Origin of the sequence: Methanoregula sp. (genome assembly GCA_041645435.1) — an archaeon.
Taxonomy (GTDB): Archaea; Halobacteriota; Methanomicrobia; order Methanomicrobiales; family Methanospirillaceae; genus Methanoregula.
This window is the reverse complement of record JBAZQB010000006.1, coordinates 102,883-125,948: the sequence shown is the minus strand read 5'-3', so window position 1 is coordinate 125,948 and position 23,066 is coordinate 102,883. Positions and strand designations below refer to the sequence as shown.

Below are 23,066 nucleotides of genomic sequence, written 5' to 3'. Positions count from 1 at the left end.
AAATTATGGCGCTGCGTACGGTGCAGACTCATTCATGCCGAGGAAGTCGAGCCCGTTCAACCCGTACTCGACCGGTGCCTTCTGGGATCCGATATGCGGAAGTCCCTTGAACCGCACGAGCCACGAGCCGTTTATCTGCGTGGTCATCCGGGCTGCAACCGCATCGGGCGTAATGACATCGGCCGTACCTTCTACCAGCATGACATCCTTCTGGATGCCGGATAGCTTGTCCCATGACCCGTTCCAGGCGAGGTCAGCTTCTGCTTCATGCCGTATCCCCTCAGGATAGGTCGAATTGGGAGCGGCAACCGATTCGAGAATGCCGAGCAGTGTTTTTGTTTCCGGGATACGGACGCTGTAGGAAACAGAATCGAGAACCAGTTTCCGGACGCGTTCGGGGTGATCGATGACCAGCTGCTGGGCGATCGAGGATCCCATGGACACGCCGTACACATGCATGCTGTCATACCCGAGAGCGGGCATGATCGCGGCAGCGTCATCGGCGTACAGGGCAATGGTGTGGGTCGCATTATTGTCGCTGCTGTATCCCATCCCCCGGTGGTCGTACGTGTAGACATGGTATTTCGTGGCAAGGATGCCGATGAACGTCTGGTTCCAGGAATCGATGGTCTCGCCGAATCCCGCGAGCATCAGGACCGGTTCACCGGCACCGAATTCCCGGTACCCCAGCGAAACCCCGTTGACTTGAACGTGCTTGACGGGGGTTTCATTGAACGAGACGGTCGGATAGTTGTGCGCTGGTTTTACCTGTTGCTGGGCAGTGGCGCCGGGAGCACTTGTGCAGCCCGCCATGGCGATGAAGCAGATAGTGAGAGCAATTGCCAGGATGAAAATGTGGTTTTTGTTCATAACGGGATCCTCGGTAAAAGGTTTTTCCGATGGTGAAATTTGTGCTTAACCCTGAAAAATAATTCTTTTTGTTTGTCTCCCGGTTCAATCCCGCTTTTTTTCAACAGCGCAAGAACAGGTTTCAATGGCGAATGCAGAATCTCTCAGCGGGCCAGGTCGCTTTTCGCTCATCTCTTTACAGACCGGGTATCGGGATCAGGAAGAGGGGCAGGGTCACGAGGCTGAGGAGATACGTACAGATAATGGCCGATGCGAGTTTTCCGTCATAGCCGTACCGGTCGGCCACTACCGCTGCAATACTCCCGGTTGGAGGAACTGTTGCATCACCGGCAACGTCTCCTACCTGCCTCTCACCCTACATTTCTCCGACGTGATCGCAATATAGAGCAACAGCGGGTCTTTCCATCGCCTTTCTCACCCCCTATGACCTGAAATGGGGTGGCAGAAAACACAGACCAACCGGAGCCCGTTAAATTGCACGGTCGAATTCTGTTTTAAACGCGTATTTTCGAAAAATAATCGATTAAATTGATATTTTCTGTGAGCGTTGGCACATTTTCCACTGGACCCGGAAAATGGATCCAAAAAAGGGCAAACGGAGCCCGTAACGGGCCCGGAATAGATCATCTCCGGACCCCCACAATTGCCCGGAGCCCGACCTTTCCCGGCATGAAAAGAACCCCCTGTTCATACAAATACTCCAGGAGTTTTCGATCGAACAGGGCCTCATTTTCACCTCATCGGAGCCCATTTTGGCGGGATACAGAAATCAGAGTCAGCAAAATGCCCGGATTGAGGGTTTTTGAGAACGGAGTTTACTCGGTTTTTGGGAGGGGAAAATACCACAATTGGGGAAGGAAAAAGGAATCGCTCCTGGGGGCTCTTTGCACTTCGAGCTTCTGCCCCCGCCGCCCGGGCATCCCCCCGCTGGTACAACGGTACAGGGATATTTTAAGAAGGAAAAAAGCCAATGAGAATCAGACAAAGGCGTTGCGAGGTGATTGTATGCCAACAAGTAAGAAACAATTAGTGAAGCTGAACCAGGCGAAGAAGGTCAAGGCAGAAGAACTTTCGAAGCAGGCTGCTGCGGGCAGCGAGAGCGCCAAGAAGAAGCTCAAGAAGCTCGATAAAAAACTCAAGTGAGCCGGATAATTTTTTGCCGGGGAGACCCGGAACTTTTTTTTAACCGGATCGCCCGGAAGGATTGATAAAAAAATTCCAGCGGGGCTTCCCGCTCCCGACTTCCACTGAGAAGATCGAATGATCCGGATAATTTTTTTCAATCACGATCATAAAGGCGATGAAATTTTTTTGCTCTGTAGAATTCATTTAGAAAACTCTGATCGCTCTCGGGGGCTTCGCCCCCGCCACTGGGGCACCCCCCATTGCGATGACGATGTATTACCTGTAACCTTACTCGGGCTATCGCACTGCGCCCGTCCCCCAACGGGGGACTGGTGGCGCAAGAGGGGGGCAACATATTATAAAAAAAGGTTTTCTACAGAGCAAAAATTTTCATTCAGGGTCCGGTAAATTTTAAAATCAAAGTCTGCCCGGGATTTTTCAACCAAGGTCTGCTGATGCCGGATACATTTCTCACTCGCCATCGCAAGAAAATATTTCCACCCCCAACTGACCGGAAACATTCCCGGTCACGCAACCGAAATCAAACCCGCACCCTTCATCAGTTCCCTGTACCAAACTTTTGTCCATGGAATCCCCGGCCGGCCATGACGTCATCAAAGACCCGCTCCAGCAGAAACTCCTCCTGATCCTCGTCTCGGTGGCGGGCTTCATGGGATCTCTCGACACCACGATTGTCAACATCTCGCTCCCCACGATGGCGACATACTTCGATACCTCCATCACGATAGTCTCGTGGGTCGCGATGGCGTACCTCCTGACGCTCTCTGCCACCCTCATCGCGTTCGGCAGGTTTGCCGATATCCGGGGATACCGGAAAGTCTACCTCTGGGGATTTGCAATCTTTGCCATTGGATCGCTTGCCTGCGGCATGCTCTCCATGACCATCGGTGAACTGATTGGCTTCCGGATTCTCCAGGCAATCGGGGCGGCGATGCTCCAGGCCATTGGTGGTGCGATGATCACGATGTATCTGCCGGCCGCGAGCCGGGGCAAGGCGCTCGGTATCATGACCACGTTCGTCTCGGTCGGGGTTGCAGCCGGGCCGGTGCTCGGCGGGTTCCTCACCACGTACCTGAGCTGGCACTGGATCTTCTTAATCAACGTCCCGGTCGGCATCATCGCGATCCTGCTCGGGAGCCGGGCGCTGCCGAAGGATAACGTGGCGGTCGGAGACCGGCAGCAGCACTTCGATGCAACCGGCGCCGGCATCCTCTTCGCAGCGCTCGGCACGCTGGTATTTGCGATGAACATGGGCACAACGCTCGGCTGGACCTCGCCCGTCATCATCGCGAGTGTGTTTGGCTCTGTGATCTTCTGGGTAACCTTCGTTGCCTGGGAGTCCCGCTGCCCTGCCCCGCTGATCGATCTCTCGTTCTTCCGGAATCACAACTATTCGCTCGCGAACTTCGCCGCCATGATCGGCATGATGCTGGTCTCGGGGACCAGCTTCATCATGCCCTTTTACCTTGAAATTGTCAAGGGACTGAAGACCGATATCGCCGGGCTCTTCCTGATGGTCCCGGCAGTTGCCCTGATGGTGATGGGGCCGCTGGCTGGCCGCCTCTCGGACCGGGTGGGATCGCGCCGGATCTGCATAGCGGCAGCGCTCTGCTACATCGCGGCAAACATCCTGTTCCTCCAGATGACCCAGAACACCGCGTTCTGGTTCATCATCGTGGCACTTGCCCTGAACGGTGCAGCAGCTGGTCTCTTCATCCCGCCGAACTTCAACCTGATCCTCGGGCTCTCCCCCCGGGGCAGCGAGGGCGTGGTATCGAGTATTGCCATGACAGCCCGCAACATAGGGTCGGTGATCGCCGTCGCGATGTACGGGACCTTCTTCATCATCACGGCTTTCTCCGGGATACAACCCGGTACGGGAGTCGCCGGCATTACCATGCCTATGCTCGTGAGCGGGTTCCACGCGGTCTTCATCTTCGGGACCGTACTGGGCGCACTGGTGCTCGTGCTCTCGCTCCTGATCCGCGAGGTGCCGTGCAAGGATCAAGCCTGTACTGAAGCAGCAGCCGGCATGGGGATGCTGTGAGACCCGGATAACTTTTTCACCCGCTCACGAGCATCAGGATACCTATCAGCACCAGAAGCCCGGCAAAAATGATCTGCAGGTTACGGCCTGAGCAGCTGTGGGCGCACCGCACGCCGAGCCGGGCGAGCGGGATGGTCGTGATGGCAAGGATTGCAAAGGTTACGAGATCCACGTACCCGATTGAGTATGGCGGCAGCCCGGCAATCCCGAACCCGTTAATAGCATACGCAATCACAGCCCCGGCTGCGGAGAAGATGAGGCAGGCCGAGGACGTTCCGACTGCACGGTGTATCGGGTAGCCCAGCAGGATGACGAGGATCGGTACCAGCAGGGCACCGCCGCCGAGCCCGGTCAATCCTGATAAGATGCCGATGAAGAACCCGATAACAATATATTGCACAGCCGATCCCCGGGGCTCGCAGACACGGCATTCCCTGAGTTGCCAGATCATGCGGACAGCCATGATGAGAATAAATACGGCAAAGAACAGCCGGAGCACGCTGCCCGGGATGTGGGAAGCAGCCATTCCCCCGGCAAGGCCCCCGAAGATGGCGGCACACCCCATCGGAACGGCAGCCTTCCAGTCCACCGCTCCGTGCCGGTGATGGCCGAGAGCCCCGCTTATCATTGTCGGGATGATCACGGCAAGCGATGTGCCGAACGCAAGGCGGGTGGCAAGCGTGCTGTCCATTCCACCGGCAGTAAACAGCCAGAACTGGACGGGCGTCATCAAAGAGCCGCCCCCGACCCCAAAGGCCCCGGATACGGTACCGGACACAATCCCCGTGAAAAAGAGGCAGGCATACTGGATGAGGGGTTCCATTTTTTTGGCTCCGGAAATCTTCTGCAGAGTTATTATATCCCGGGTATCAATAGTCTAACGGGGAATAACCATGGGACGACCTGCACTGCTCATCATCGATATGCAGAACGATTTCGTACTGGAAGGAAAGCCGCTGAGAGTTGCCGGATCCGCAGCCGTAATACCCAAGATCCAGTCTGTGCTTGCCGAGTTCAGGAAACGAAAGCTGCCGGTCTTTCATATCCTGCGGGTGCACCGGTCCGATGGGTCGGACGTGGAAATCATCCGGCAGGATCTTTTCCGGAAGCAGCCCTTTGCCGTTGCCGGCACCCCGGGGGCCGCAGTTATTGATGAACTAACACCTGAGGCAGGGGAGCATGTGCTCACCAAGACCCGCATGAGTGCGTTCATTGGCACGGAACTCGACCTGGTGCTCCGGACCCTTCACGTTACTACGCTTGTGGTCTGCGGCATCCAGACCCCGAACTGCATCCGGACAACCGTCTTCGATGGCATTGCGTATAATTACCCGGTGGTGCTGGTCGGCGATGCAACCGGGGCTGCCTCGGGAGAGGTGCACCTCGCAAATATCCGGGATATGCAGAATATCGGCGTTAAGATTGTCAAATCGGGGGATGTGGCCGCTCTGCTGGATGCCCAATAAACCTCCCGGATCAAATCCCTGTTTTCACTCCTGACCCCGGCAATCGGTTCGGTAAAATCCGAAGATCAAAACAAAAACTGCTTTTTCGTTATTGGTTCTTTCCGGAACTCAAAATTTACCGGAATATCCGGAATTTTCTTCAGATATTTTCAAAACAACAATTATTCAATATTGAACGATGAAGACATTTATGAATAACTTAACTCCTCAACAAAAAATTGTAAAAATGAACTTGGAATTAAATGCGCAATCGACCTTTTACACGGTTGAAGCAATATTGATTGCTTTTCTAGGGTTTTTTATCGTATCAACAGCTGGGTTATTGGAACTATATGGGACAAGCATCATTATCATTCTCATGATTGGTATGATATTGAAACAGTATTTCACAAACAAAACAATTGATAGCTTATTCATGGAATAATAATTTGTAAAACCCATTATCATTTTTAATAAAAACATAATCAACAGTGAGTTTTAAAAAAACTGTGCAATAAAAAGAAAAAGAATACCGGAATGCCCCGGCATCCCTACTCACAATAGATATCGTTGGCCCATTCCTCGATGACCCGTTTCGGCGGCTTACCCCTGCCCCCTCCCCGGGACTGCCGGGGCGGGGCAGCGCTCCGGTCCTGCTCTGTCTCTTCATCATCCAGGCTGAGCTCTTTTGGTTCCTGCGGTTTTTCAGCCTGCGGTGCCGCTGGTCGCGGAGCCTGTTCCCGGTAGCCGTGGTACCTGCGGCTGCTATGATGCCGGGGCCCCTCTCTCCGGGGGTTCTGTGCGTTTTGGGTAGTTGGGGACGGTTGTGGATTGGGGGTATCTTCAGCCATATGTGTCAGGACAGATAATACGGGATTCGTTACAGAAATAGTTTGCCCTGTTATTGCCCGGCAGCGAAAGTCCGGATGGCTGGTATTTCCGCACCTTCACGTACCGCCCTGTCATAGAAATAACACCGGAATCCGGTTTTAAAAACTCCGGATATGCCGGTGAGCATGGATGCTGTCCCCGAGCCGTATTGCCCAGTCCAGAATAATGCACACCTAAATACCCCAACGTCTTAAATTGTATCACCATAATCCGCCCGGTCAATCATGTCCAACGTCACCACCCTGCTTGATGCAAAGAGTGTTCCCGAGGCCAAGGCAGCGCTCATCTGCCCTTCCCGCAACGAGACGTACAGTTACGGAAAACTCCGGCATGAGATGAACCGGATCGGGCTGGGGCTCATGAACCTTGGCGTAAAAAAGGGTGACCGGGTCTGCATCTACCTTGACAGCTCGCCCGAGTATCTCATCAGCTACTTTGCGATCTGGCGGATCGGTGCCGTTGCTGTCCCGACCAACATCGTGTACCGGGGCGAGGAGCTTTTGCATACGATCAACAATGCCGGTGCCGTTGCGGTGATCACCGACAGCCAGGGTATCGGTGTTGTTGCCGGCATCCGGGCACAGTCCCCGATGCTTACGCATATCATCTGCACTTCCGGTTCCTGCGCGGGATCGGTTGCGTGGTCTTCCTTTCCCGATGCCCCGGCCAGCATGCGGGCGACGAACTGCGCACTGGATGATCTCTGCCATATCCAGTACACCGCCGGTACCACCGGCAAACCCAAAGGTGCGATGCTCTCGCACGGCAACTGGATGATGGCGCTCGATGCCGAGCGTGAAGCCCTCCGCATGCGCCCTGAAGACGTGTATCTCGGTATTTACCCGATGGGCCACGTAGGGCTCTCGTGGGGGCTGGCAATGCTCCGCTCCGGTGGCACGTACGTGATGATGGAGCGCTTTGAGCTCGACCAGTACCTTACGCTTGCCGACCAGTACAAGGTCACCGTGCTGGCAGGTATGCCCCCGGTCATTCACTCTCTCAATACCGCTCCGCCGGGCACTGAAAAGCGCCTGGGGCATGCCCGCGTAATTATTTCCGGGGGCGGGCAACTCCTCCCGGCAGTCTGGGAAGCTTTCGACCAGCGGTATCACATCCCGGTTGCCAACTCGTACGGGCTCTCCGAGACGATCGTGATCGGCTCAGGAACAACCACCCTGCCCGAGTACCCGCACCTGACCAGACAATACCAGAGTGTTGGCGTTGCCGTGGGATACGTGGAAGTAAAAATCGTTGATACCGCAAACCCTGAACAGGAGATGGCACCTGCCGAAACCGGCGAGATCGCGCTTCGCGGCCCTTCGGTTGCGCAGGGGTACTGGCAGCAGCCGGAAGCGACGGCCGAGGTGTTCCGGCACGACGGCTGGTTCCTGACCGGGGATATCGGGTACATGGATGAAGAAGGCATCCTGATCATCACGGACCGGAAGAAGGACATGATCATCATGTCGGGCTGGAAGATCTACCCGACCGAAGTCGAGAACGTGATCATCCGCCACCCGGCCGTTGCCGATGTGGCAGTCTTCGGCATTCCCGATGAACGCAAAGGGGAAGTGCCGGTTGCGGCCATTGTCATCAAGGCCGGCATGGTGCTCACCGAAGCCCAGCTGGAGAGTTACTGCCGGGATTATCTTGCCGGCTACAAGGTCCCCAGAAAACTGGTTGTCGTGGATTCACTGCCCCGGGTCCATGGCTGGAAACTGCTGCGCAGGGAGCTCCGGGAAATGTTCCGCGGATCGGGCTCGTAATCTTATTTAGCGGGATATTCTGCGACAAAATCCTCAGGGCTCCCACAAACCATTTAAGCCGGCTGTAAATAATATTAGCCGTTGCATCCTCTATGGACGTAAAAAGCCGCATACAGGACCTTTCCGTGAGCGGGAAGGTCAGGAAGCGGACCACCGGTATCGTGGGGCTCAACCTGCTCCTTGACGGGGGTTATCCTGAGGGGACCCTCATCATGATCTACGGGACGCCGCTTGCTGGAGTCGATCTTGCCTCAAAGCAGTTCTGGCAGGCAGAGGGGGGAGAAGAGGGCACGTACCTGCTCAACGAGGGGGATCTCGAAACGGGGATGATCGATGTTACCGATCTCCATCCCGAAATGTACCTTTCCCAGATGGCGGGCGGCAGGATCGTGGTGGACTCGCTTTCGACCATTATCATCAAGTATGGCATCGACGAAGCGCTCAAATTCCTGCGCAAGGCCCGCGAAGAGATAAAGAAACGCGGCGCGAACCTGCTGTTTGTGGTGTACACCGGTATCCACACGCCGATGGAGATGACGAGGATCATGCGGGCAGCAGATCTCGTGATCGAGTTCAAGACCGAGATTCACCAGGCAGAGATCGAGCGAACGCTTGCTGTGTATAAAATAAAGGACGCAGCTGCTCCCCAGCGGCTGTTGCCGTTCGTCATCACCGATAAGGGTATTGAAGCCTCGACCACCTCAAGGGTCGTGTAATTCCCTGCCGGCAGGAGATCCTGCCGGATTTTCTTTTAAAAAAAATTCCTGGCACGTCGGCTGTTATTCCCGGTTCCGGATTGCTGATAATGGTATATTCACCGGGTCCATGGAAATTTTTCTCTAAATAAAAACCTATATTCGCGGAAAAGACCGATATTGAGTATCCATACGATGCTCCGTACTCCCATACCAACTACTAAAATAACCCAGATGGAGAGGTACACGCCCGAGCAGCTGCTCAGCATATTCGAGTCCTGCCTGAAGGCAGGATCCATCAAGGCTGAGCACGGCCTGCTGTATGAGGCCTGGGCAACACTCTTTTCAAAGTTATACCTGACACCCGAGGAATTGATAGACCAGATGGAAAGCGGGCAACACCGGTTTGGTGGGGAGAACGAGCGAATGCTCTGCGAATTTATTAAAGCCGACTGCGCCAACCAGGGTTTTTTCATCCTGAACGTAATAAAAAAAGGCGGGATGATGGACAGGGCGGCGCTCGTGATGATCGCGGACCTTGCAGACATCGCCGGATTCGTGCATGAAAAAACAACCGGGCTCCATATGCTCGTTACTGCCTGCGACAAACGGGTGCGACCGGCGCTGATAAGAAAGGCCGGGAAAGAACTGCTCTCCAATGTCTTTGACTTCCGGGATATTCCTGCCCTTTTTGTCGTGCTTGGCCTGAGTGATCTCAGTGTACCTGACCTTGACGCCATAGAGAAAGTGTTCTCAAAAGAAGATCTCCGGCAGGTCATGTCGCGAAAAAGAATGGGAAGAAATGCCCTCGAAGTATTTTCTGAGTTCTCCCCCGGGGTAAGGCAGTATGGTTCCAAGGAGCGGAACGTGTTCAATTTCAACCCTGCCATAAAGACGACAAGTTTGGAAGAGGGTGCCGTTTCTCCGGGTGATGCCCCGGTTAACCTGAAGAACATTTCAGCTCCACCGGCAAAGGCAACCGCCGGTAAAACCGGGGAACCGGATAGCGTGAGCGCACCCGGGACCCCTCCCCGAAGCACCCCATTAAAGCCCGTCTCGTACCCTGTTACCAAAAAACAGAAAGTCATGATCGTTGATGATGACGAGATTATCCGGAATCTTTTACAGCTGCGGCTGAAACTTCTTGGCTATGAAACGTGTGGCATGGCAGAGTCCGGAGAAGAAGCGGTGAAACTCTCGGAGAACCTAAAGCCGGATCTGGTATTCATGGATATTATGATGCCCGGAAAACTGGACGGGATTCATGCAGCCCGGTTAATTAAAGCCAATTCCAATGCACATATTATTTTTTTCTCGGGTCACAGCGATCAGGAGATCCTCGACCGGGCAAAGGAAGTCCAGCCTGCGGGATTCATTGTTAAACCCTTCACGGATACGGATCTTCGCGTCACCCTTCATTTTATTGAATAAAAATTCCGGTAAAAAGGTTAGTTTTTTTTAAACCTGAACAACCAATCCCGGTTTAGATGCCCCTCGGGAATGGATAGTCCTTGTCGATGACCGTATACTGATTCCCCGAGGTCATGGTAACCACCACGATCACGCGATCGGTGCCGGTAGTGCCCATCAGGGTCACACTTGTCCCGATACCGGGATTGTCCTGTAAGCCCTGTCTGGTGATGCAGTCCGAGCGGATAACGGTGACTGCCATCCTCTGGATCATACCGAGACCCTGGCCGCCATTGAATCTCGTGGTGATGGTCGGGTTCTCGGTTATCGTGTTCCGGTCCACGGAAATGCTGACCGATTCGTACGCCGGTACCTCCTGTGTGGGGCCGGGATTCAGCGAGCAGGTTACCGGAGCCGGGGACGGTGCCGGCAGGGGCGTGGAGACCGGTAAGGGGGTTGGTGTTACTGTAACGGGGACGGCCCGGGGGGCCGGCTGCGCACATCCCGCGGCAAGGACACAGAGGATGAGGGCGGACAGGATAAGCAGGCAAAAAGCACTCTTCATAGCAAAGAATATCTGGGGCCCCGGATTAAGACACCTGCGTTCTCTCCGCACGTACCTTGGCTTTCCCCGTATTGACGGGTTGAGAGTGAAGTAACGCGATCCAGTTTTTTTATCGTATCAGTGGACATTCGGCAAATCCCCGTACAAAAATTCCCGGGCCACCAGCCGGCACAGCCGGTTGCTCTCAGCAAGGTACCGCTCCGTATCGCGCCCGATCTTCTCTTGTAAGAATTTTCTTTCTCCTTTTGTCCAGTCCCGGATCAGGTTTTCCGTCATTTCGAGATGGAACTGGAGCCCGAGTGCAGACCCGAGCCGGAAGCCCTGGTGCGGGACCTCCCCACCCCGGCACTGGAGCTTTCCGCCCACCGGCACGTGGAATGTCTCGCCATGCATCTGGAAGACGTGGAAAGTATCCGGGAAGGATGCAAAGACCCCGGTGGAATCGGGTGTTGTGTGGACCGGGCACCAACCGGTCTCGTTTACAAACCGGTATACGGTTGCTCCGTGGGCTGACGCAATCAGCTGGGCGCCAAGACAGAGGCCGAGCACCGGCACCCGCTTCTTTACCGCCCGCCGGATAAGTGCCTTCTCTTCTTTGAGCCAAGGGAGTTCCGCCTCATCGTTCACGCTCATCGGCCCGCCCAGGAAGACGAGATGGGTGGCGTTGTCCATGATGACCGGGTCCCCTTGCCAGAGCCGGGCGTATTCGAACGGGATCTTCTGTTCGGAAAATATATGTTCAAAATAACCGAGCGGTTCTGAAGGTGAGTGCTGGAATGCCCTGACCCGGAGGGGGTGGTCCGATTTTTCCGACATGGTGGTTCCTTGCTTTAGTATCTTTGACGAGGGATATTTCGGGTTTGTGGTGGTGGGGGCACGAGATCTTCTGTCGACATGGGATTTCCTTACACCCTCCACAAAAAAAAATAAATGAAGGGAACGGTCCCGACTTCATGACCCCGGGTCGATGGGTACGTGTTTCGGTAACCTGCCCTCGAAACAATTTCTTGAAATATTTGCAATTTTTTTTCAACCGGATTTTGATTGAAAAATTTTGCGTAGATATCGTTTAAAAAATAAAAATTACCCGAGTGTAAATGAAAATTTTTCAACTACAATGGCGATTGTGATTGTGATTGAAAAAAATTATCCGGATCAATCAATTCTCTCTGCGGAGATGCGAGCGTGACCCCCCCCCTTCGGAAAAGCTAAAAGCCTCTGCCCCGCCGTGCCTCGGAGAGGCCCTTATGCGGGGAATCCTCACAAATATCGATTATTTTCCCCTACCGAAAACCGAGTGAACTCCGATCAAAAAACCCCTAATCCGGGCATTTTGCGGGATTTGATTCCGGGAACTCGCCAAAATGGGCTCCATTGGGGTGAAAATGAGGCCCTGTTCGATCGAAAACTCCTGGAGTATTTGCACAAACAGGGGATCTTTTTCATGCCGGGAAAGGCCGGACTCCGGGTGGTTGTCCGGGACCAGAGATGATCTATTCCGGGCCCTTTGCGGGCTCCGTTTGCCCTTTTTTGGATCCATTTTCCGGTTCCAATGGAAAAGGTGCCAACGCTCACAGAAAATATCAATTTAATCGATTATTTTTCGAAAATACGTGTTTAAAATAGAATTAGACCATGCAATTTAGCGGGCTCCGGTTGGTCTGTGTTTTCTGCCACCCCATTTCAGGTCATAGGGGGTGAAAAAGGCGATGGAAAAGGGCATTGTTGCCCGAAGATGTGATCACGTCGGAGAAATTGGGGGGAACGTGGATAATATTTAGTGGGGATAACAAGCAATTTGCCACACCGAAATACTTGGATTTTGTAAGTGGTTGGTTAAACCTATCCTGAATTTTTACCAGAAGACTCCCCGATATAAAATTGACATTAAACGACTCGGATAAAACATACTCCTCCAATTTTTTTGAAAAGTGAACGATTGATTTCAGAAAACTGTTCTGAGGAATAATAGCAATATTTATGTTGAATTTTTCTTTTCGTTAACAATTCTGAATAACATTTAATAACCTTATGTTCTTCGGGTTTGTTTGAATGATATCCATTGGTAATTATCTTATGACAGTTCGAACATAAAATCATAATATTCTCAGAAGAATCCGCTCCTCCTTGAATAATTGGTTTTATGTGATGTCCTTCAAGATTTAATGTTCCAGCGCAGATCTCGCATTGACTCTCTTGAATGGTTTTTCGCATTTTGCGTAGAGCGTATCTTTTTCTTTCAATTTCTAAACGATTTTGTCTAAGAATATTCTTTAATTCCTCATCAGTAATTACATCATGTTTATGCAAAGTATAAGCCACACCATTGGGAGTTTTTAATGGAATGAAAAAACGTGTATTTTTACCATACTTTTTTTCTCCGACTTTAATCCAAAACTTTTTTACAAGATCGGATATTTCTTTAAGCGTTTTTCCATTTTTATATTTTGCAATTATTAATTTCTCACATTTTTCTCGATTTACTTTTGTTACTCCAAGTATCCCGTATGATTTTGTGATTACTTTTGGATCACTCATACAAATATTATTAAATTTCGTGAATGGAAAATATTTTTCGTGAAAAATGCAATTTACTTTAGAGACACTGCCCTCTGATTGATGAAAAAAATTTATGAAATTATTTTTCAAGTCGTAAAATAATCATTAACTCAATGGAATTTGCTTTATCTGAAAATAATGAGCGGATAGTTGCAAGTCCCGGAGCCAAAGGATTCTGCTCATTATGCGGCGAATTTTTAATTCCTAAATGTGGCAAAATTAGAATCCATCATTGGGCGCACAAAACCCGTGAAGATTGTGATCCGTGGTGGGAAGGGGAAACGGATTGGCATCGTCAATGGAAAAATTTTGTTGAAGAAAAATTTAGAGAGATTACAATTATAAAAGACGGGATTAAGCACAGAGCCGATGTTCAACTACCATCACCTTCTGAAATTATCTTCGAATTTCAGAGAAAACCCTTATCCATTGATGAACGTCAGGAGCGAGAGAATTTTTATGTAAAAATGATTTGGGTAATTCATTTTTCAAAAGACAAAATATTGGAAATAACCGAAAGGAAAATGTATCTTCCAATGTTTGGCGATTCTTACGTCAAAGTAAAAAGTTTCAGTGAGGGATTTTTTCGGCCCCTTCATCCATGCCCGATTTTTTTGGATTTTGATGACGGTGAAATGTTTTGGATAAGAGAGTTTGATGACTATGATAATATGCGAGCAAGATGGTTTTATGGAAGGTTTATTAGGAAAATTGATTTTATCAATCAATATTTGAAAAATCCCTCTTTTTCTGATATCGACGAATTAAAAATTTCACATCATCATCGGGATTATGAAGCAAAACAAAAACAATTGTGGGCCGTTCGAGCAGAATTAAGCGATGTAATGGAAGAATTGCGCATTGCAAAGCAACAAAAATACTTTGATGAACATTTCGAAGAACTGCAAAAAATTAATGAGGAGTTGCGAAAAAAGGACGAAGAGGAAACTCAAAAGCGCCAGTATGAAAAAGACACAAGAAAACGACAAAACGAAGCAGACGCAAGAAAACGACAGTCAGATAAAGATGAAGCAAAAAAACGACAAGAAATAATGAATGGGTTCAATAAAACAATAAACGCATACACAGAATTAAAAAAAGAAGATTTCTGTTGATACACGTTCTTTTAGACGTTAATACACAAGACAAAGTAAAGAGACATTTGCTTTGAGTTTCTTAAAAAATTACGTACTCCACGGCGCCGACTCATTCGCGCCGAAGAATGCGAGTGCATTATTCCCGTAATCTACGGGAGCATAGTGGGACGCGGCATGCGGGAGTCCCTTGTACCGCACGAGCCACGAGCCATTGATCTGCCCGGCTATCTGGAGCGTTACTGCCTCCGGTGTCAGGACATCATCCGTCCCCACGACCAGCATGACATCTTTCTGGATGCCGGAAAGACCGGCATACGAGCCGTTCCATGCAAGATTTGCCTGTGCCTCCCGGTGGACACCCGCGGTCTGGTTGGGATCGATTCCCGCTGCTTCTATCGTGTAGAGCAGTCTCCTGGTCTCGGGAATCCGGATGCTGTACGTCACCGAATCGAGTACCAGTTTCCGTACGCGTTCGGGATGATCGATGACCAGCTGCTGGGAGACCGTGGATCCCATGGAGACCCCGTACACGTGCATGCTGTCATAACCGAGAGCGGTCATCATGCCGGCAGCGTCCTCCGCATACAGCGGGATGGTGGGGGTCGCGTTATTGTCACTGCTGTAGCCCATCCCCCGGTGGTCGTAGGTATAGACATGGTATTTCGTGGCGAGGATGCCGATGAAGGTCTGGTTCCATGTATCGATGGTTGCACCAAATCCCTCAATCATCAGGAGTGGCTCACCGGCACCGAATTCCCGGTACCCCAGCGTAACGCCGTTGACCTGTGCATACTTGACGGGTGTCACGTTGTACGATACGGCCGGATGGGGCTGGACTGCCGGAATCTGACCTGTTGCAGGCGCCGGGCAGGTGCCGGAGTTATTCGTGCAACCCGCCACCGCAAGAAGGCAGATCATGAGGGCAATTGCCAGAATTGTTGTCAGTTTAGTGTTCATGGAAGATCCTCATAACCGATTAATCATCAGGAAACCGGGTTGTCACTTAATAGGCGAAGCCGGAAAATAATTCTTCGCAAACATGGGAAAAACAAAAAAAATGTTTGAAAAAATCTACAGTGCGATCCGCACTTCCTTTGCGGCCTCGCACATGTTCTTGAGTTTCCAGTAGGCAGACTCCCGGCTCCGCATCCGCATCCCGCAGTCGGGATCGATGAGCATCGTCCTGGGCCCGAAGATCTCCACGCCTTTTTCAATCCGCTTCCGGATCTCGGGAACGGTCTCAACCCGGTCGATCGAGGAGTCCACGCAGCCAAATCCGATCATCCGCCCGCCCAGGTCCCGCCGGGAGAGGAGGTCGATGTTGGCCGTGTTGTTGGCAAACTCGAAGTCGAACACGTTGACGTTGAACTTGAGGATCTCGTCAAGCACATTTCCCAGGCCCCCGCAGACATGCATGCAGGTCGGGATGCGGACCGCTTTCGTGATCGCCTCGATTGCTTCCCTGCCCACGTTCAGGTCGGCAATCCCGGTCGAGAAGATCGGTTCATCGATCTGGAGCAGGGTGATACCGGCCGCTTCAAGGCTGCGGGCTTCGACAATGAGGGCGGAGGCCAGATCGATGGCGAGTTCTTCCTTGTTCCGGTACATCGGCGTGCTGATATGCAGGCCGTGGGCGAGCGTGGATGGCCCGGTAATAATCCCCTTTACTTTCGGGGATTTTGACACGGCGTATTTCGTGTCAGCGACCGTTATCGGCCCGTCGGCCGGCTGCACCTTGCCGATCACCTGCTGCTCCCGGATGCCGGGCAGTTTTGCGGTGAACGCCCCGATCATATCGCCCCGCACCTGGCCGTCCGATATGATATCGATGCCGGCAGTGATCTGGTCGGCAACCGCTGTCTCGACTGCGGAGTGGAGCGGATCAAAGAGGCTTTTTAAGCCTCCGCCTTTGACCACCGGGTAGCTGCCCACCACGGTTGTCGCCAGCACCTTGTTGATGAAATATTCCTTTGCCATAACCGGTCCGGAACTCCTGTTTTTTCGTACACCCTTTTGACCCGGGTGCAAAAATAGTAATTGGTCGGGGTATTACGGCACGAGCCGGTGCATATCACGGGGGAAGAGGACTGCCTCGCGGACGTTTGACAACCCGAGCATCGTCATGATGAGCCGGTCTGCGCCCAGTCCCCAGCCGGCGTGGGGTGGCATGCCGTACCGGAACGGCTTTAAGTAGAAGTCGAAGCTCTCGGGGTTGAGGCCCTTCTTTGCGATTTGCTGCACGAGCTGGTCGTGGTTGTGGACCCGCTGGGCACCGCTCGAAAGTTCCATCCTCGGGTGCATGAGATCGAACGCCTTGCAGATGGTGGGATCGTTCTCGTAGGGCATTGCGTAGTACGGCCGGATTTCGGTTGGCCAGTCCACGATGAAGTAGTGACCTCCCATCTCGGCACCGATCGCCCGCTCGGCAGCGCTGCCGATGTCGTCGCCATACTTGATCGGGTCTTCGATCTTCTTTTTCGCGATCTCGATCGCTTCGCTGTAGGGAAGCCGGGGGAACGGGCCTTTCGGCACCGCAAAGTCCGTAATATCCATGTTCGCGAGATGGTCGGAGCAGGTCTTGTCCACATACTCGTACGTCTTTATCACAACATCTTCCAGGATACGCATCACTTCGATGTGGTCCGCGTACGAGACCTCGATATCGATGCTCGTTGCCTCGTTGAGGTGCTTGGTGGTGTTGTGCTCCTCGGCCCGGAAGATCGGCCCGATCTCGTACACCTTCTCAAGGCCGGCAGCCATCATCATCTGCTTGAAGAGCTGCGGGCTCTGGTTGAGGTAGGCTTCCTTGTCGAAGTAAGCAATCGGGAAGAGTTCGGTGCCGCCTTCGGTTGCGGCGGCCACGATCTTGGGGGTGGTGATGGAGATGAAACCTTCGCGGTGGAGATAATCATTTATCGCGTGCATCGCGGCACTGCGGATCGCAAAGACGGCAGCAACCCGGGGTCTCCGCACGTCAAGGAACCGTCCGTCGAGCCGGGTGTCGAGTTCCACGGACACCTTTTCTGAAACATCGAGCGGCAGCGGGGTCTCGGCAAGGCTGATGATCTCAAACGTCTCCGGTATGAGCTCGCGCCCGCCGGGAGCTTTGTCAACTGCCTTGATCTGTCCGCTGATCCGTACCACGGATTCACGGGAGACGGCTTTTGCCGCGGCCAGCACAGCTTCACTCACTTTCTTCTTGGGGATGGTCACCTGGAGGATGCCGGTGCGGTCGCGGATCAAAAAGAAGGCAAGGCCGCCGAGGTCCCTGACCTCATGGACAAAACCGCAGACTTCCGCGTGACCGGTCTCCGGTGTGACTGACTGTATGGGTATACGCATCAAAATCCTATAACAATGGGTCGGGGGGGATAATGGACTTTATGGGAAATGCCGGTTTTTATTGCAGCACCGGTGCAATGAGAGCTTCCCATCATCCAAAACCCGTAAATAGTTCCCTCTCTCCTGTACACTTGGAGCAAAACATGCCGAATTTTCCTGCACACGATAAACCAGAGAGCAAGGAAGGGTGGAGCACCGGAACAAAGGTCCTTGTGGGAATCCTGGCCCTCATTGCCGTCATATGCGTCCTCGCCGTTGTCACCCTGACAGTAGCGGTCATCGAATCAGACACCGGGACTTCCTTTCCATACAGCAACAACTACCGGGTCTCGCTGCCCGACGGGGAACCGGTAACAATCGGGAACAGCAGGATCCTTGTCATGACCTACGAGAATGAGGTTGTTACCGAGGTCGATGGTGTCAAGGAGAAACTCGTGGTCGGTCAGGAACGGATCATCAACCCGAAGCATGCCCGCATCACGGCGCTCGGTATCCCGCTGATGGACACGGACTTCCAGATCACCCTGAAATATCTCGGCACTTCCGGCAAGAATGCCCTGTTTGACATGACGGTCAGGACCTCCCGGCAGATCCCCGAGATGGTCATCAACAAGCTGATTCCCCCCGGCATGAATGCCCAGCCGGTATAACTTTTTTAATACTATTTTCGTTTTAATTGACGTTCAAGAGAATTTTTAATTGTTTTAAATGAACTAAACAATAATATCGTCATTAAACCACCAGTTACGACTAAAATTATTGCCCAACCCCACCACTCAAAATGAAAAATTTGACTAATAGCTGCTGAAAAAATACCTGTAATTATTCCTGAACTTAAACCAATTGCAGTAGAAACTCCAACATTAATCTGATAATTATCTCTGATATCTTCAATTGATTCTTTTGAGAATTGAGTGCCGCATTTTGTGCAAAAGTTTGTCGGAACTGTAGGTTTTGGCGCTCCACATTTTGAGCAAAACATATCATTTCCTTTGATAGATCCTACAAAAATAAGGTTTTGACTTGAAAAGAGATACGCTCCGACCGGGACTTTGTCTTTGCCTTGTCAAAGAGGAAGGGCTTGTGGCCATGGCCCCGGTCTCTTTAATTCCTGACCATCTCGTACACCGTTCGTGCTGACACGACCACGATGCTCGCTGACTCGGCGTTATAGATGCAGCCATAATCAGCACCTTCGCGGAGATCCATGGCAAAAGAAAAGTGTTCCAGCACCACCGGATCGAGTGCTCCCTGATCAACGAGCAGGGCTTCAACTGCATACTTCAGGCAGCGGTGGCTCTTCTCACGGTAGCCTTTGCCAAATACCTGTGACCTGAGTGAGTGAAAGAGCGAATAGTATCCCTGGATGATCGCCCATTTCTCCTGGTGTTCCAGAAGCGATCGCTCTGCTGCGGCAAGATCCGCTTCTGCTTCGTGAAGTTCCTTTGCAACAAGGCCCTGATCAATGGGGATTTTTACGATCTTTCCCCGCTCCAGGCATTCATCGAAACGATATCTCATAGCGGCTCACCTACAAGGATTTTTCCGGATTGTATCCGCTCGAACAGCGGGCGGTCCCGGGTCCGGATCTGCACCGCCTCATCCGGTGATACGATGATGGGAGAAATTTTCCGTGACACACCGGGCTCACAGAGCGATATCAGGGTCTTTGCTGCAGGGCGATCGGTTGTTTCTATGTAGAGATCGATATCGCTTTCCTCCGCATCTTCTCCCACCGCACAACTGCCAAAGAGGATCATCCGCACGATCCCGCTTTGCCCTGCAGTGATGAGCGGCGAGAGTTCAAGCAGGGTTGCAAAAATTTTGGCTTCCCGCACGATTGGATGCGAGATGCTGGCCCGGAACAAGAGCGTCCTCCCTTTCTGCTCGTGTGTCACAAGACCAGATTCCTCCAGTGCCCGGAGCTGTCCGCTCGCAGCACCGGTACTGATCGAGAGTATCTTTGCCAGCTCCCGGACATAGAAACTGTTACGGTAATGGCGTCCGAGAAATACGAGAGTATCGAGTGCGGGAGTGCCGAGCATGTTCATGCTTTTGAACATATGTTCATTATTATGAACGATACTATATAGGAATTGTGCAAGAGACCCCTCCAAATCAGGGTCATTTCCCTCTCATAATATGAGTTAACTCTGATCGCGAAAACCTCGACTGCGGGCATTTTGCAGGCTTTGATTTCTGTATCTCTTCAAAATGGGCTCCGTTTTGGTGAAAATAGACCCCTGTTCGATCGAAAACTCCTGGAGTATTTGCATGAACAGGGGGTCCGGTGCACGTCAGACAAAATCAGGATCCGGGTAGTTTCCCTGTTCCAAGAGATACACTATTCTGAGCCCTATACGGGCTCCGATTGCCATTTTCCGGACCCGGTTTTCGGGTTTTTGGGAAGGGGTGTCAACATCTCGAAAAAATATCGATTAAAACGCGTATTTTCGAAAAAGAAGCGTTTTAAACCGAATAAAACCTGTTGAAATAGCGGGCTTCTGTTGGTCACTTTTATTGCCATATATTTCACATGGTTTTTTTGCAGAAACGGTCTGCAAATGCCCTTGGTTGCCAGTTATCGCTTTCACGTCGGAGAATTGGATATTTTATTGGGTTTTGTGGGATTTTTTACTGGTTGGGAATAATTCCGGTTTGCGGGTAAATGCGTGCACATATTTTTCCAAAAAAAAATTTTCTGATTTTTCTCGCAGGCCTGAAATTTTTTCCGGATTTTCTGTGAGCGGAGAAATTTTTTTAGGATTTTTCAAAAATAATTGCATTGTAGAAAACGTTTTTCACGTAATATATTGCCCCCCTCTTGCGCCACCAGTTCCCCGTTGGGGGACGGGCGCAGTACGATAGCCCGAGTAATGTTACAGGTAATACATTGTCATCGCAATGGGGGGTGCCCCAGTGGCGGGGGCGAAGCCCCCGGGAGTTATTCATGGCCCTTTGGGCCACAGGCGACCATGGATATGACTTATCCATAGTAGCGTCAGAGTTTTCAAAATGTTTTCTACAGAGCAAAAAAAATTTCTCTTTTACTCTCCCATCATCGGTGGATACAATACCTCATCCTTCCCGTCCAGCTGAATCGTCGCAACCGTTGTATTGATCTGGCTTAGCGGGTTGGCAAGGATCTTCGCTGACGAGAGTGTGTAGAGCGTGTCACCGATGTAGAGCGAGCGTTTCACTTCATTTTTCGAGCTGCCATACCAGTAGTACCCGCTGCCGCCCGTACCGTGCTCCACGGTGCCCCGCAGGACAAACCCGGTATCAGGATTTACCCCAAAGACATAGGCTCCGTACCAGACCTGCGGCTGATCGCCGCTCAGCTTCGTATCCTGTACTGCATCCTGCCGGACAACCCGGGCCGGGATCACGAGCAGGTTCTTTGCCTTGTCAAAGAGGAATGCCTTGTGATCCGACAGGGCTGCGGAATCCGAACCGGCATCGCCGATCTCGACTTTGCCAACCTGCCGGGGGTGCTCCACGTCACTCACATCGAAAAGCGCCAGCTTGAGTCCCTGTGCCGAGACACCGCCCCAGTCATTGGTCGCCGTCTCCTTGCCAAGACCGATGACGTAGTTCTTGTCATAGGGGTGGAGGTAATCGGAGTAGCCGGGGATCTTGAGCTTGCCGAGGATCTTCGGGTTTACGGGAGTCGAGAGGTCGATTACAAAGAACGGGTCTATGCGTTTGAACGTGACCATGTAGAGCCGGTCTCCGATGAACCGGGTGGAGTAGATCTTCTCCTGCTCGGCAATGTGCGTCAGTGACCCGATCGTCTTCATCGCACCGTCCAGCACAAAGACATTATTGTACTCGTACTGTCCCCGGGTCGTCCAGACATCGGAAGTGGTTGCAACCCGGAGGTTGTTGTTGTACTCATCCATCGCGAACTGGTTCTTGAGATATCCCGGCACTTCCCCTTTTGCAATATAGGTGATTGCGCCATTGTTGATCCCGATCTTGTGGATTGCCGTAGTGGTCTGGTCGATCTCTTTTTTGCGGATCGCTTCCTGTTCTCCGCTCTTTAACTCTGCGATGGCAGCCTGTTTGTCCGCCTCGTTCATGGTGTTGAAATCTTCGATAATGGAGGATACGGATACCGGTGCTGCACTGCCAACGGATGCCCCCGAACCCTGTATCGCGCCCATTGAGGATTCCGACATCCCCCGCATCGGGCGGTAGATGGTGTGGTACTTCTGGTAGCTCACGTACATCGCATCGGGCGAGACGTAGACGATGTTGCCGCTGCCGACCAGGTACGTCTTTGCATCTTTTGTGGCACCGTTCGTTGCATCAAATGACGTGACGGTGGTAAAATCGTACTGGCGTTCGGGGTTATCGAAGTAGTAGACGTCCGGTGAAACAACCACCTTTGCATTCTCCCGCACAGCAGGGACAATGATCCGGTCATTGTACGGGTACACCGACTCGCGGGAGAGCAGGTACACCGTGGTGCCGATCATCCGGGCATCCGTATAATCCCCGTCAATGGTGTAGTCTTTGAGCAGCTTGGGGTGCGCCCGGTCACTGATGTCGTAGAAGACTGCATGGGTGACCGGTGCAGACCGGTAGTAGGGGTACCGTGGCATCATCGCAACCTTTGCTGCGGTATCTGTGCCCTGCGCCATGTCACTTTCGGTAAATTCTGAAGTACCGGTCGTTAAGAGCACGAGCCGGTCGCCGCTGATGAATATCTCGCGGGGCGTGTCTTCCAGTTCGGTCTTTGAAAGGATGGATGCCGATGATGCCGGGTACGCGTCCACGATCGTGAGCGTACTGCCCGAGATCACGTAGATGTACCGGGCATCATTTTTAACGAAATCCGGTTCATCGACACCCGCAACCTGCACATTTGTCGCTGAGTAGCCGGGCGAGCTGACACTTCCGGTCGAAGGAAGAGCCCCGGACAGGGAAGCGCCCTTTGCCGAGGACTCCTGTACTGCCATGACCGGGACCGGAACCATCCGATCCATTGTCCAGGTCCCGTCCGGGTAATAGTCCGACTCCTGTGCGAGCTGGGTGTTGTTCCTGATGTACTCGCGGATCTCGTCTGCGGAGCTGAATTTTTTGATATCCCCTGCCGGTGCTGTCACGGGGGAGCTCATGCACCCGCTGGCAATGACTGCAGCGAGGATGAGCACGAGCGCGGTGAGCGCGACCAGGGTATGTTTCTTCCTTGACATAGTTGATCAGGATTCAATACACAGGAAAAGAT

22 protein-coding genes are annotated in these 23,066 nt (G+C 52.2%); 9 read left to right on the top strand and 13 right to left on the bottom strand.

What is annotated here, in order from left to right; genetic code table 11:
• Positions 1 to 3: 3 nt before the first annotated feature.
• Entirely contained in the window at positions 4 to 870 is an 867-nt protein-coding gene (locus tag WC593_12885; protein ID MFA4826041.1) for an alpha/beta hydrolase, read from the bottom strand.
• A 1,005-nt stretch (positions 871 to 1,875) separates the two neighbouring features.
• On the opposite strand from WC593_12885, the gene WC593_12880 reads away from it, so the two are divergent.
• Together WC593_12880 and WC593_12875 are read left to right on the top strand one after the other, a co-directional pair.
• Positions 1,876 to 2,013 carry a hypothetical protein gene (locus tag WC593_12880; GenBank protein MFA4826040.1) on the top strand — a complete coding sequence of 46 codons (138 nt, stop codon included), beginning with the start codon at positions 1,876 to 1,878 and terminating at the stop codon, positions 2,011 to 2,013.
• A gap of 568 nt (positions 2,014 to 2,581) precedes the next feature.
• Positions 2,582 to 4,063, top strand: coding sequence for an MFS transporter (locus tag WC593_12875; GenBank protein ID MFA4826039.1), 1,482 nt, complete (start codon positions 2,582 to 2,584; stop codon positions 4,061 to 4,063).
• A gap of 16 nt (positions 4,064 to 4,079) precedes the next feature.
• Here the strand turns inward: WC593_12875 and WC593_12870 are convergent, their stop codons facing one another.
• Positions 4,080 to 4,886, bottom strand: a complete 807-nt coding sequence (locus WC593_12870) for a sulfite exporter TauE/SafE family protein (GenBank protein MFA4826038.1) — start codon at positions 4,884 to 4,886, stop codon at positions 4,080 to 4,082.
• 70 nt (positions 4,887 to 4,956) lie between these two features.
• On the opposite strand from WC593_12870, the gene WC593_12865 reads away from it, so the two are divergent.
• Entirely contained in the window at positions 4,957 to 5,529 is a 573-nt protein-coding gene (locus tag WC593_12865; protein MFA4826037.1) for an isochorismatase family cysteine hydrolase, read from the top strand.
• 190 nt (positions 5,530 to 5,719) lie between these two features.
• Complete coding sequence (locus WC593_12860) at positions 5,720 to 5,953, top strand: hypothetical protein (GenBank protein ID MFA4826036.1); 234 nt, start codon at positions 5,720 to 5,722, stop codon at positions 5,951 to 5,953.
• A gap of 106 nt (positions 5,954 to 6,059) precedes the next feature.
• Here the strand turns inward: WC593_12860 and WC593_12855 are convergent, their stop codons facing one another.
• Positions 6,060 to 6,359, bottom strand: coding sequence for a hypothetical protein (locus WC593_12855; GenBank protein ID MFA4826035.1), 300 nt, complete (start codon positions 6,357 to 6,359; stop codon positions 6,060 to 6,062).
• Between the two features lie 264 nt (positions 6,360 to 6,623).
• Here WC593_12855 and WC593_12850 point away from each other — a divergent pair, with 264 nt between their 5' ends.
• The 3 genes from WC593_12850 (at position 6,624) to WC593_12840 (ending at position 10,291) form a co-directional block, all read left to right on the top strand.
• Complete coding sequence (locus tag WC593_12850) at positions 6,624 to 8,165, top strand: class I adenylate-forming enzyme family protein (protein ID MFA4826034.1); 1,542 nt, start codon at positions 6,624 to 6,626, stop codon at positions 8,163 to 8,165.
• 92 nt (positions 8,166 to 8,257) lie between these two features.
• Positions 8,258 to 8,881, top strand: coding sequence for an ATPase domain-containing protein (locus WC593_12845; protein ID MFA4826033.1), 624 nt, complete (start codon positions 8,258 to 8,260; stop codon positions 8,879 to 8,881).
• Between the two features lie 159 nt (positions 8,882 to 9,040).
• Positions 9,041 to 10,291: a response regulator gene (locus WC593_12840; GenBank protein MFA4826032.1), complete on the top strand. Its 1,251-nt coding sequence runs from the start codon at positions 9,041 to 9,043 to the stop codon at positions 10,289 to 10,291.
• 52 nt (positions 10,292 to 10,343) lie between these two features.
• Here WC593_12840 and WC593_12835 read toward each other — a convergent pair whose 3' ends face one another.
• The 3 genes from WC593_12835 to WC593_12825 form a co-directional block, all read right to left on the bottom strand.
• On the bottom strand, positions 10,344 to 10,835 hold the full coding sequence (locus WC593_12835; protein MFA4826031.1) for a hypothetical protein: 492 nt from the start codon (positions 10,833 to 10,835) through the stop codon (positions 10,344 to 10,346).
• A 117-nt stretch (positions 10,836 to 10,952) separates the two neighbouring features.
• Positions 10,953 to 11,651: a type 1 glutamine amidotransferase gene (locus WC593_12830; GenBank protein MFA4826030.1), complete on the bottom strand. Its 699-nt coding sequence runs from the start codon at positions 11,649 to 11,651 to the stop codon at positions 10,953 to 10,955.
• A 1,071-nt stretch (positions 11,652 to 12,722) separates the two neighbouring features.
• Positions 12,723 to 13,373: an HNH endonuclease signature motif containing protein gene (locus WC593_12825; protein ID MFA4826029.1), complete on the bottom strand. Its 651-nt coding sequence runs from the start codon at positions 13,371 to 13,373 to the stop codon at positions 12,723 to 12,725.
• A 134-nt stretch (positions 13,374 to 13,507) separates the two neighbouring features.
• Between WC593_12825 and WC593_12820 the strand changes: the two genes are divergently transcribed.
• Positions 13,508 to 14,509: a competence protein CoiA family protein gene (locus WC593_12820; protein ID MFA4826028.1), complete on the top strand. Its 1,002-nt coding sequence runs from the start codon at positions 13,508 to 13,510 to the stop codon at positions 14,507 to 14,509.
• 69 nt (positions 14,510 to 14,578) lie between these two features.
• Here the strand turns inward: WC593_12820 and WC593_12815 are convergent, their stop codons facing one another.
• The 3 genes from WC593_12815 to aspS all read right to left on the bottom strand — a co-directional run bounded on the left by WC593_12815 (position 14,579) and on the right by aspS (position 17,833).
• A complete protein-coding gene (locus WC593_12815) occupies positions 14,579 to 15,448 on the bottom strand; it encodes an alpha/beta hydrolase (GenBank protein ID MFA4826027.1) in 870 nt (289 codons plus the stop codon).
• Positions 15,449 to 15,562: 114 nt separating this feature from the next.
• A complete protein-coding gene (locus WC593_12810; protein ID MFA4826026.1) occupies positions 15,563 to 16,468 on the bottom strand; it encodes a methionine synthase in 906 nt (301 codons plus the stop codon).
• Between the two features lie 72 nt (positions 16,469 to 16,540).
• The gene (gene aspS, locus WC593_12805; protein ID MFA4826025.1) at positions 16,541 to 17,833 is read right to left on the bottom strand and encodes an aspartate--tRNA(Asn) ligase; all 1,293 of its coding nucleotides are present in this window, start codon (positions 17,831 to 17,833) and stop codon (positions 16,541 to 16,543) included.
• A gap of 143 nt (positions 17,834 to 17,976) precedes the next feature.
• Here aspS and WC593_12800 point away from each other — a divergent pair, with 143 nt between their 5' ends.
• Positions 17,977 to 18,483, top strand: a complete 507-nt coding sequence (locus WC593_12800) for a hypothetical protein (GenBank protein ID MFA4826024.1) — start codon at positions 17,977 to 17,979, stop codon at positions 18,481 to 18,483.
• 11 nt (positions 18,484 to 18,494) lie between these two features.
• Here WC593_12800 and WC593_12795 read toward each other — a convergent pair whose 3' ends face one another.
• From WC593_12795 to WC593_12780, 4 genes are all read right to left on the bottom strand, one after another.
• Complete coding sequence (locus tag WC593_12795; protein MFA4826023.1) at positions 18,495 to 18,815, bottom strand: zinc ribbon domain-containing protein; 321 nt, start codon at positions 18,813 to 18,815, stop codon at positions 18,495 to 18,497.
• A gap of 122 nt (positions 18,816 to 18,937) precedes the next feature.
• Positions 18,938 to 19,354, bottom strand: coding sequence for a HEPN domain-containing protein (locus tag WC593_12790; GenBank protein MFA4826022.1), 417 nt, complete (start codon positions 19,352 to 19,354; stop codon positions 18,938 to 18,940).
• Positions 19,351 to 19,896: an ArsR family transcriptional regulator gene (locus WC593_12785; protein MFA4826021.1), complete on the bottom strand. Its 546-nt coding sequence runs from the start codon at positions 19,894 to 19,896 to the stop codon at positions 19,351 to 19,353. The genes WC593_12790 and WC593_12785 overlap by 4 nt, the downstream gene beginning before the upstream one ends.
• Before the next feature lie 984 nt (positions 19,897 to 20,880).
• Positions 20,881 to 23,034 (bottom strand): beta-propeller domain-containing protein, encoded by a 2,154-nt coding sequence (locus tag WC593_12780; protein MFA4826020.1) that lies wholly within the window; start codon positions 23,032 to 23,034, stop codon positions 20,881 to 20,883.
• Between the last annotated feature and the right edge of the window lie 32 nt (positions 23,035 to 23,066).

What these genes read in the sequence shown, in the direction of transcription:
- WC593_12885 (MFA4826041.1), bottom strand. Translation starts at nt 870, where the DNA reads ATGAACAAAAACCACATTTTCATCCTGGCAATTGCTCTCACTATCTGC.
- WC593_12880 (MFA4826040.1), top strand. Translation starts at nt 1,876, where the DNA reads ATGCCAACAAGTAAGAAACAATTAGTGAAGCTGAACCAGGCGAAGAAG.
- WC593_12875 (MFA4826039.1), top strand. Translation starts at nt 2,582, where the DNA reads ATGGAATCCCCGGCCGGCCATGACGTCATCAAAGACCCGCTCCAGCAG.
- WC593_12870 (MFA4826038.1), bottom strand. Translation starts at nt 4,886, where the DNA reads ATGGAACCCCTCATCCAGTATGCCTGCCTCTTTTTCACGGGGATTGTG.
- WC593_12865 (MFA4826037.1), top strand. Translation starts at nt 4,957, where the DNA reads ATGGGACGACCTGCACTGCTCATCATCGATATGCAGAACGATTTCGTA.
- WC593_12860 (MFA4826036.1), top strand. Translation starts at nt 5,720, where the DNA reads ATGAATAACTTAACTCCTCAACAAAAAATTGTAAAAATGAACTTGGAA.
- WC593_12855 (MFA4826035.1), bottom strand. Translation starts at nt 6,359, where the DNA reads ATGGCTGAAGATACCCCCAATCCACAACCGTCCCCAACTACCCAAAAC.
- WC593_12850 (MFA4826034.1), top strand. Translation starts at nt 6,624, where the DNA reads ATGTCCAACGTCACCACCCTGCTTGATGCAAAGAGTGTTCCCGAGGCC.
- WC593_12845 (MFA4826033.1), top strand. Translation starts at nt 8,258, where the DNA reads ATGGACGTAAAAAGCCGCATACAGGACCTTTCCGTGAGCGGGAAGGTC.
- WC593_12835 (MFA4826031.1), bottom strand. Translation starts at nt 10,835, where the DNA reads ATGAAGAGTGCTTTTTGCCTGCTTATCCTGTCCGCCCTCATCCTCTGT.
- WC593_12830 (MFA4826030.1), bottom strand. Translation starts at nt 11,651, where the DNA reads ATGTCGGAAAAATCGGACCACCCCCTCCGGGTCAGGGCATTCCAGCAC.
- WC593_12825 (MFA4826029.1), bottom strand. Translation starts at nt 13,373, where the DNA reads ATGAGTGATCCAAAAGTAATCACAAAATCATACGGGATACTTGGAGTA.
- WC593_12820 (MFA4826028.1), top strand. Translation starts at nt 13,508, where the DNA reads ATGGAATTTGCTTTATCTGAAAATAATGAGCGGATAGTTGCAAGTCCC.
- WC593_12815 (MFA4826027.1), bottom strand. Translation starts at nt 15,448, where the DNA reads ATGAACACTAAACTGACAACAATTCTGGCAATTGCCCTCATGATCTGC.
- WC593_12810 (MFA4826026.1), bottom strand. Translation starts at nt 16,468, where the DNA reads ATGGCAAAGGAATATTTCATCAACAAGGTGCTGGCGACAACCGTGGTG.
- aspS (MFA4826025.1), bottom strand. Translation starts at nt 17,833, where the DNA reads ATGCGTATACCCATACAGTCAGTCACACCGGAGACCGGTCACGCGGAA.
- WC593_12800 (MFA4826024.1), top strand. Translation starts at nt 17,977, where the DNA reads ATGCCGAATTTTCCTGCACACGATAAACCAGAGAGCAAGGAAGGGTGG.
- WC593_12795 (MFA4826023.1), bottom strand. Translation starts at nt 18,815, where the DNA reads ATGTTTTGCTCAAAATGTGGAGCGCCAAAACCTACAGTTCCGACAAAC.
- WC593_12790 (MFA4826022.1), bottom strand. Translation starts at nt 19,354, where the DNA reads ATGAGATATCGTTTCGATGAATGCCTGGAGCGGGGAAAGATCGTAAAA.
- WC593_12785 (MFA4826021.1), bottom strand. Translation starts at nt 19,896, where the DNA reads ATGTTCAAAAGCATGAACATGCTCGGCACTCCCGCACTCGATACTCTC.
- WC593_12780 (MFA4826020.1), bottom strand. Translation starts at nt 23,034, where the DNA reads ATGTCAAGGAAGAAACATACCCTGGTCGCGCTCACCGCGCTCGTGCTC.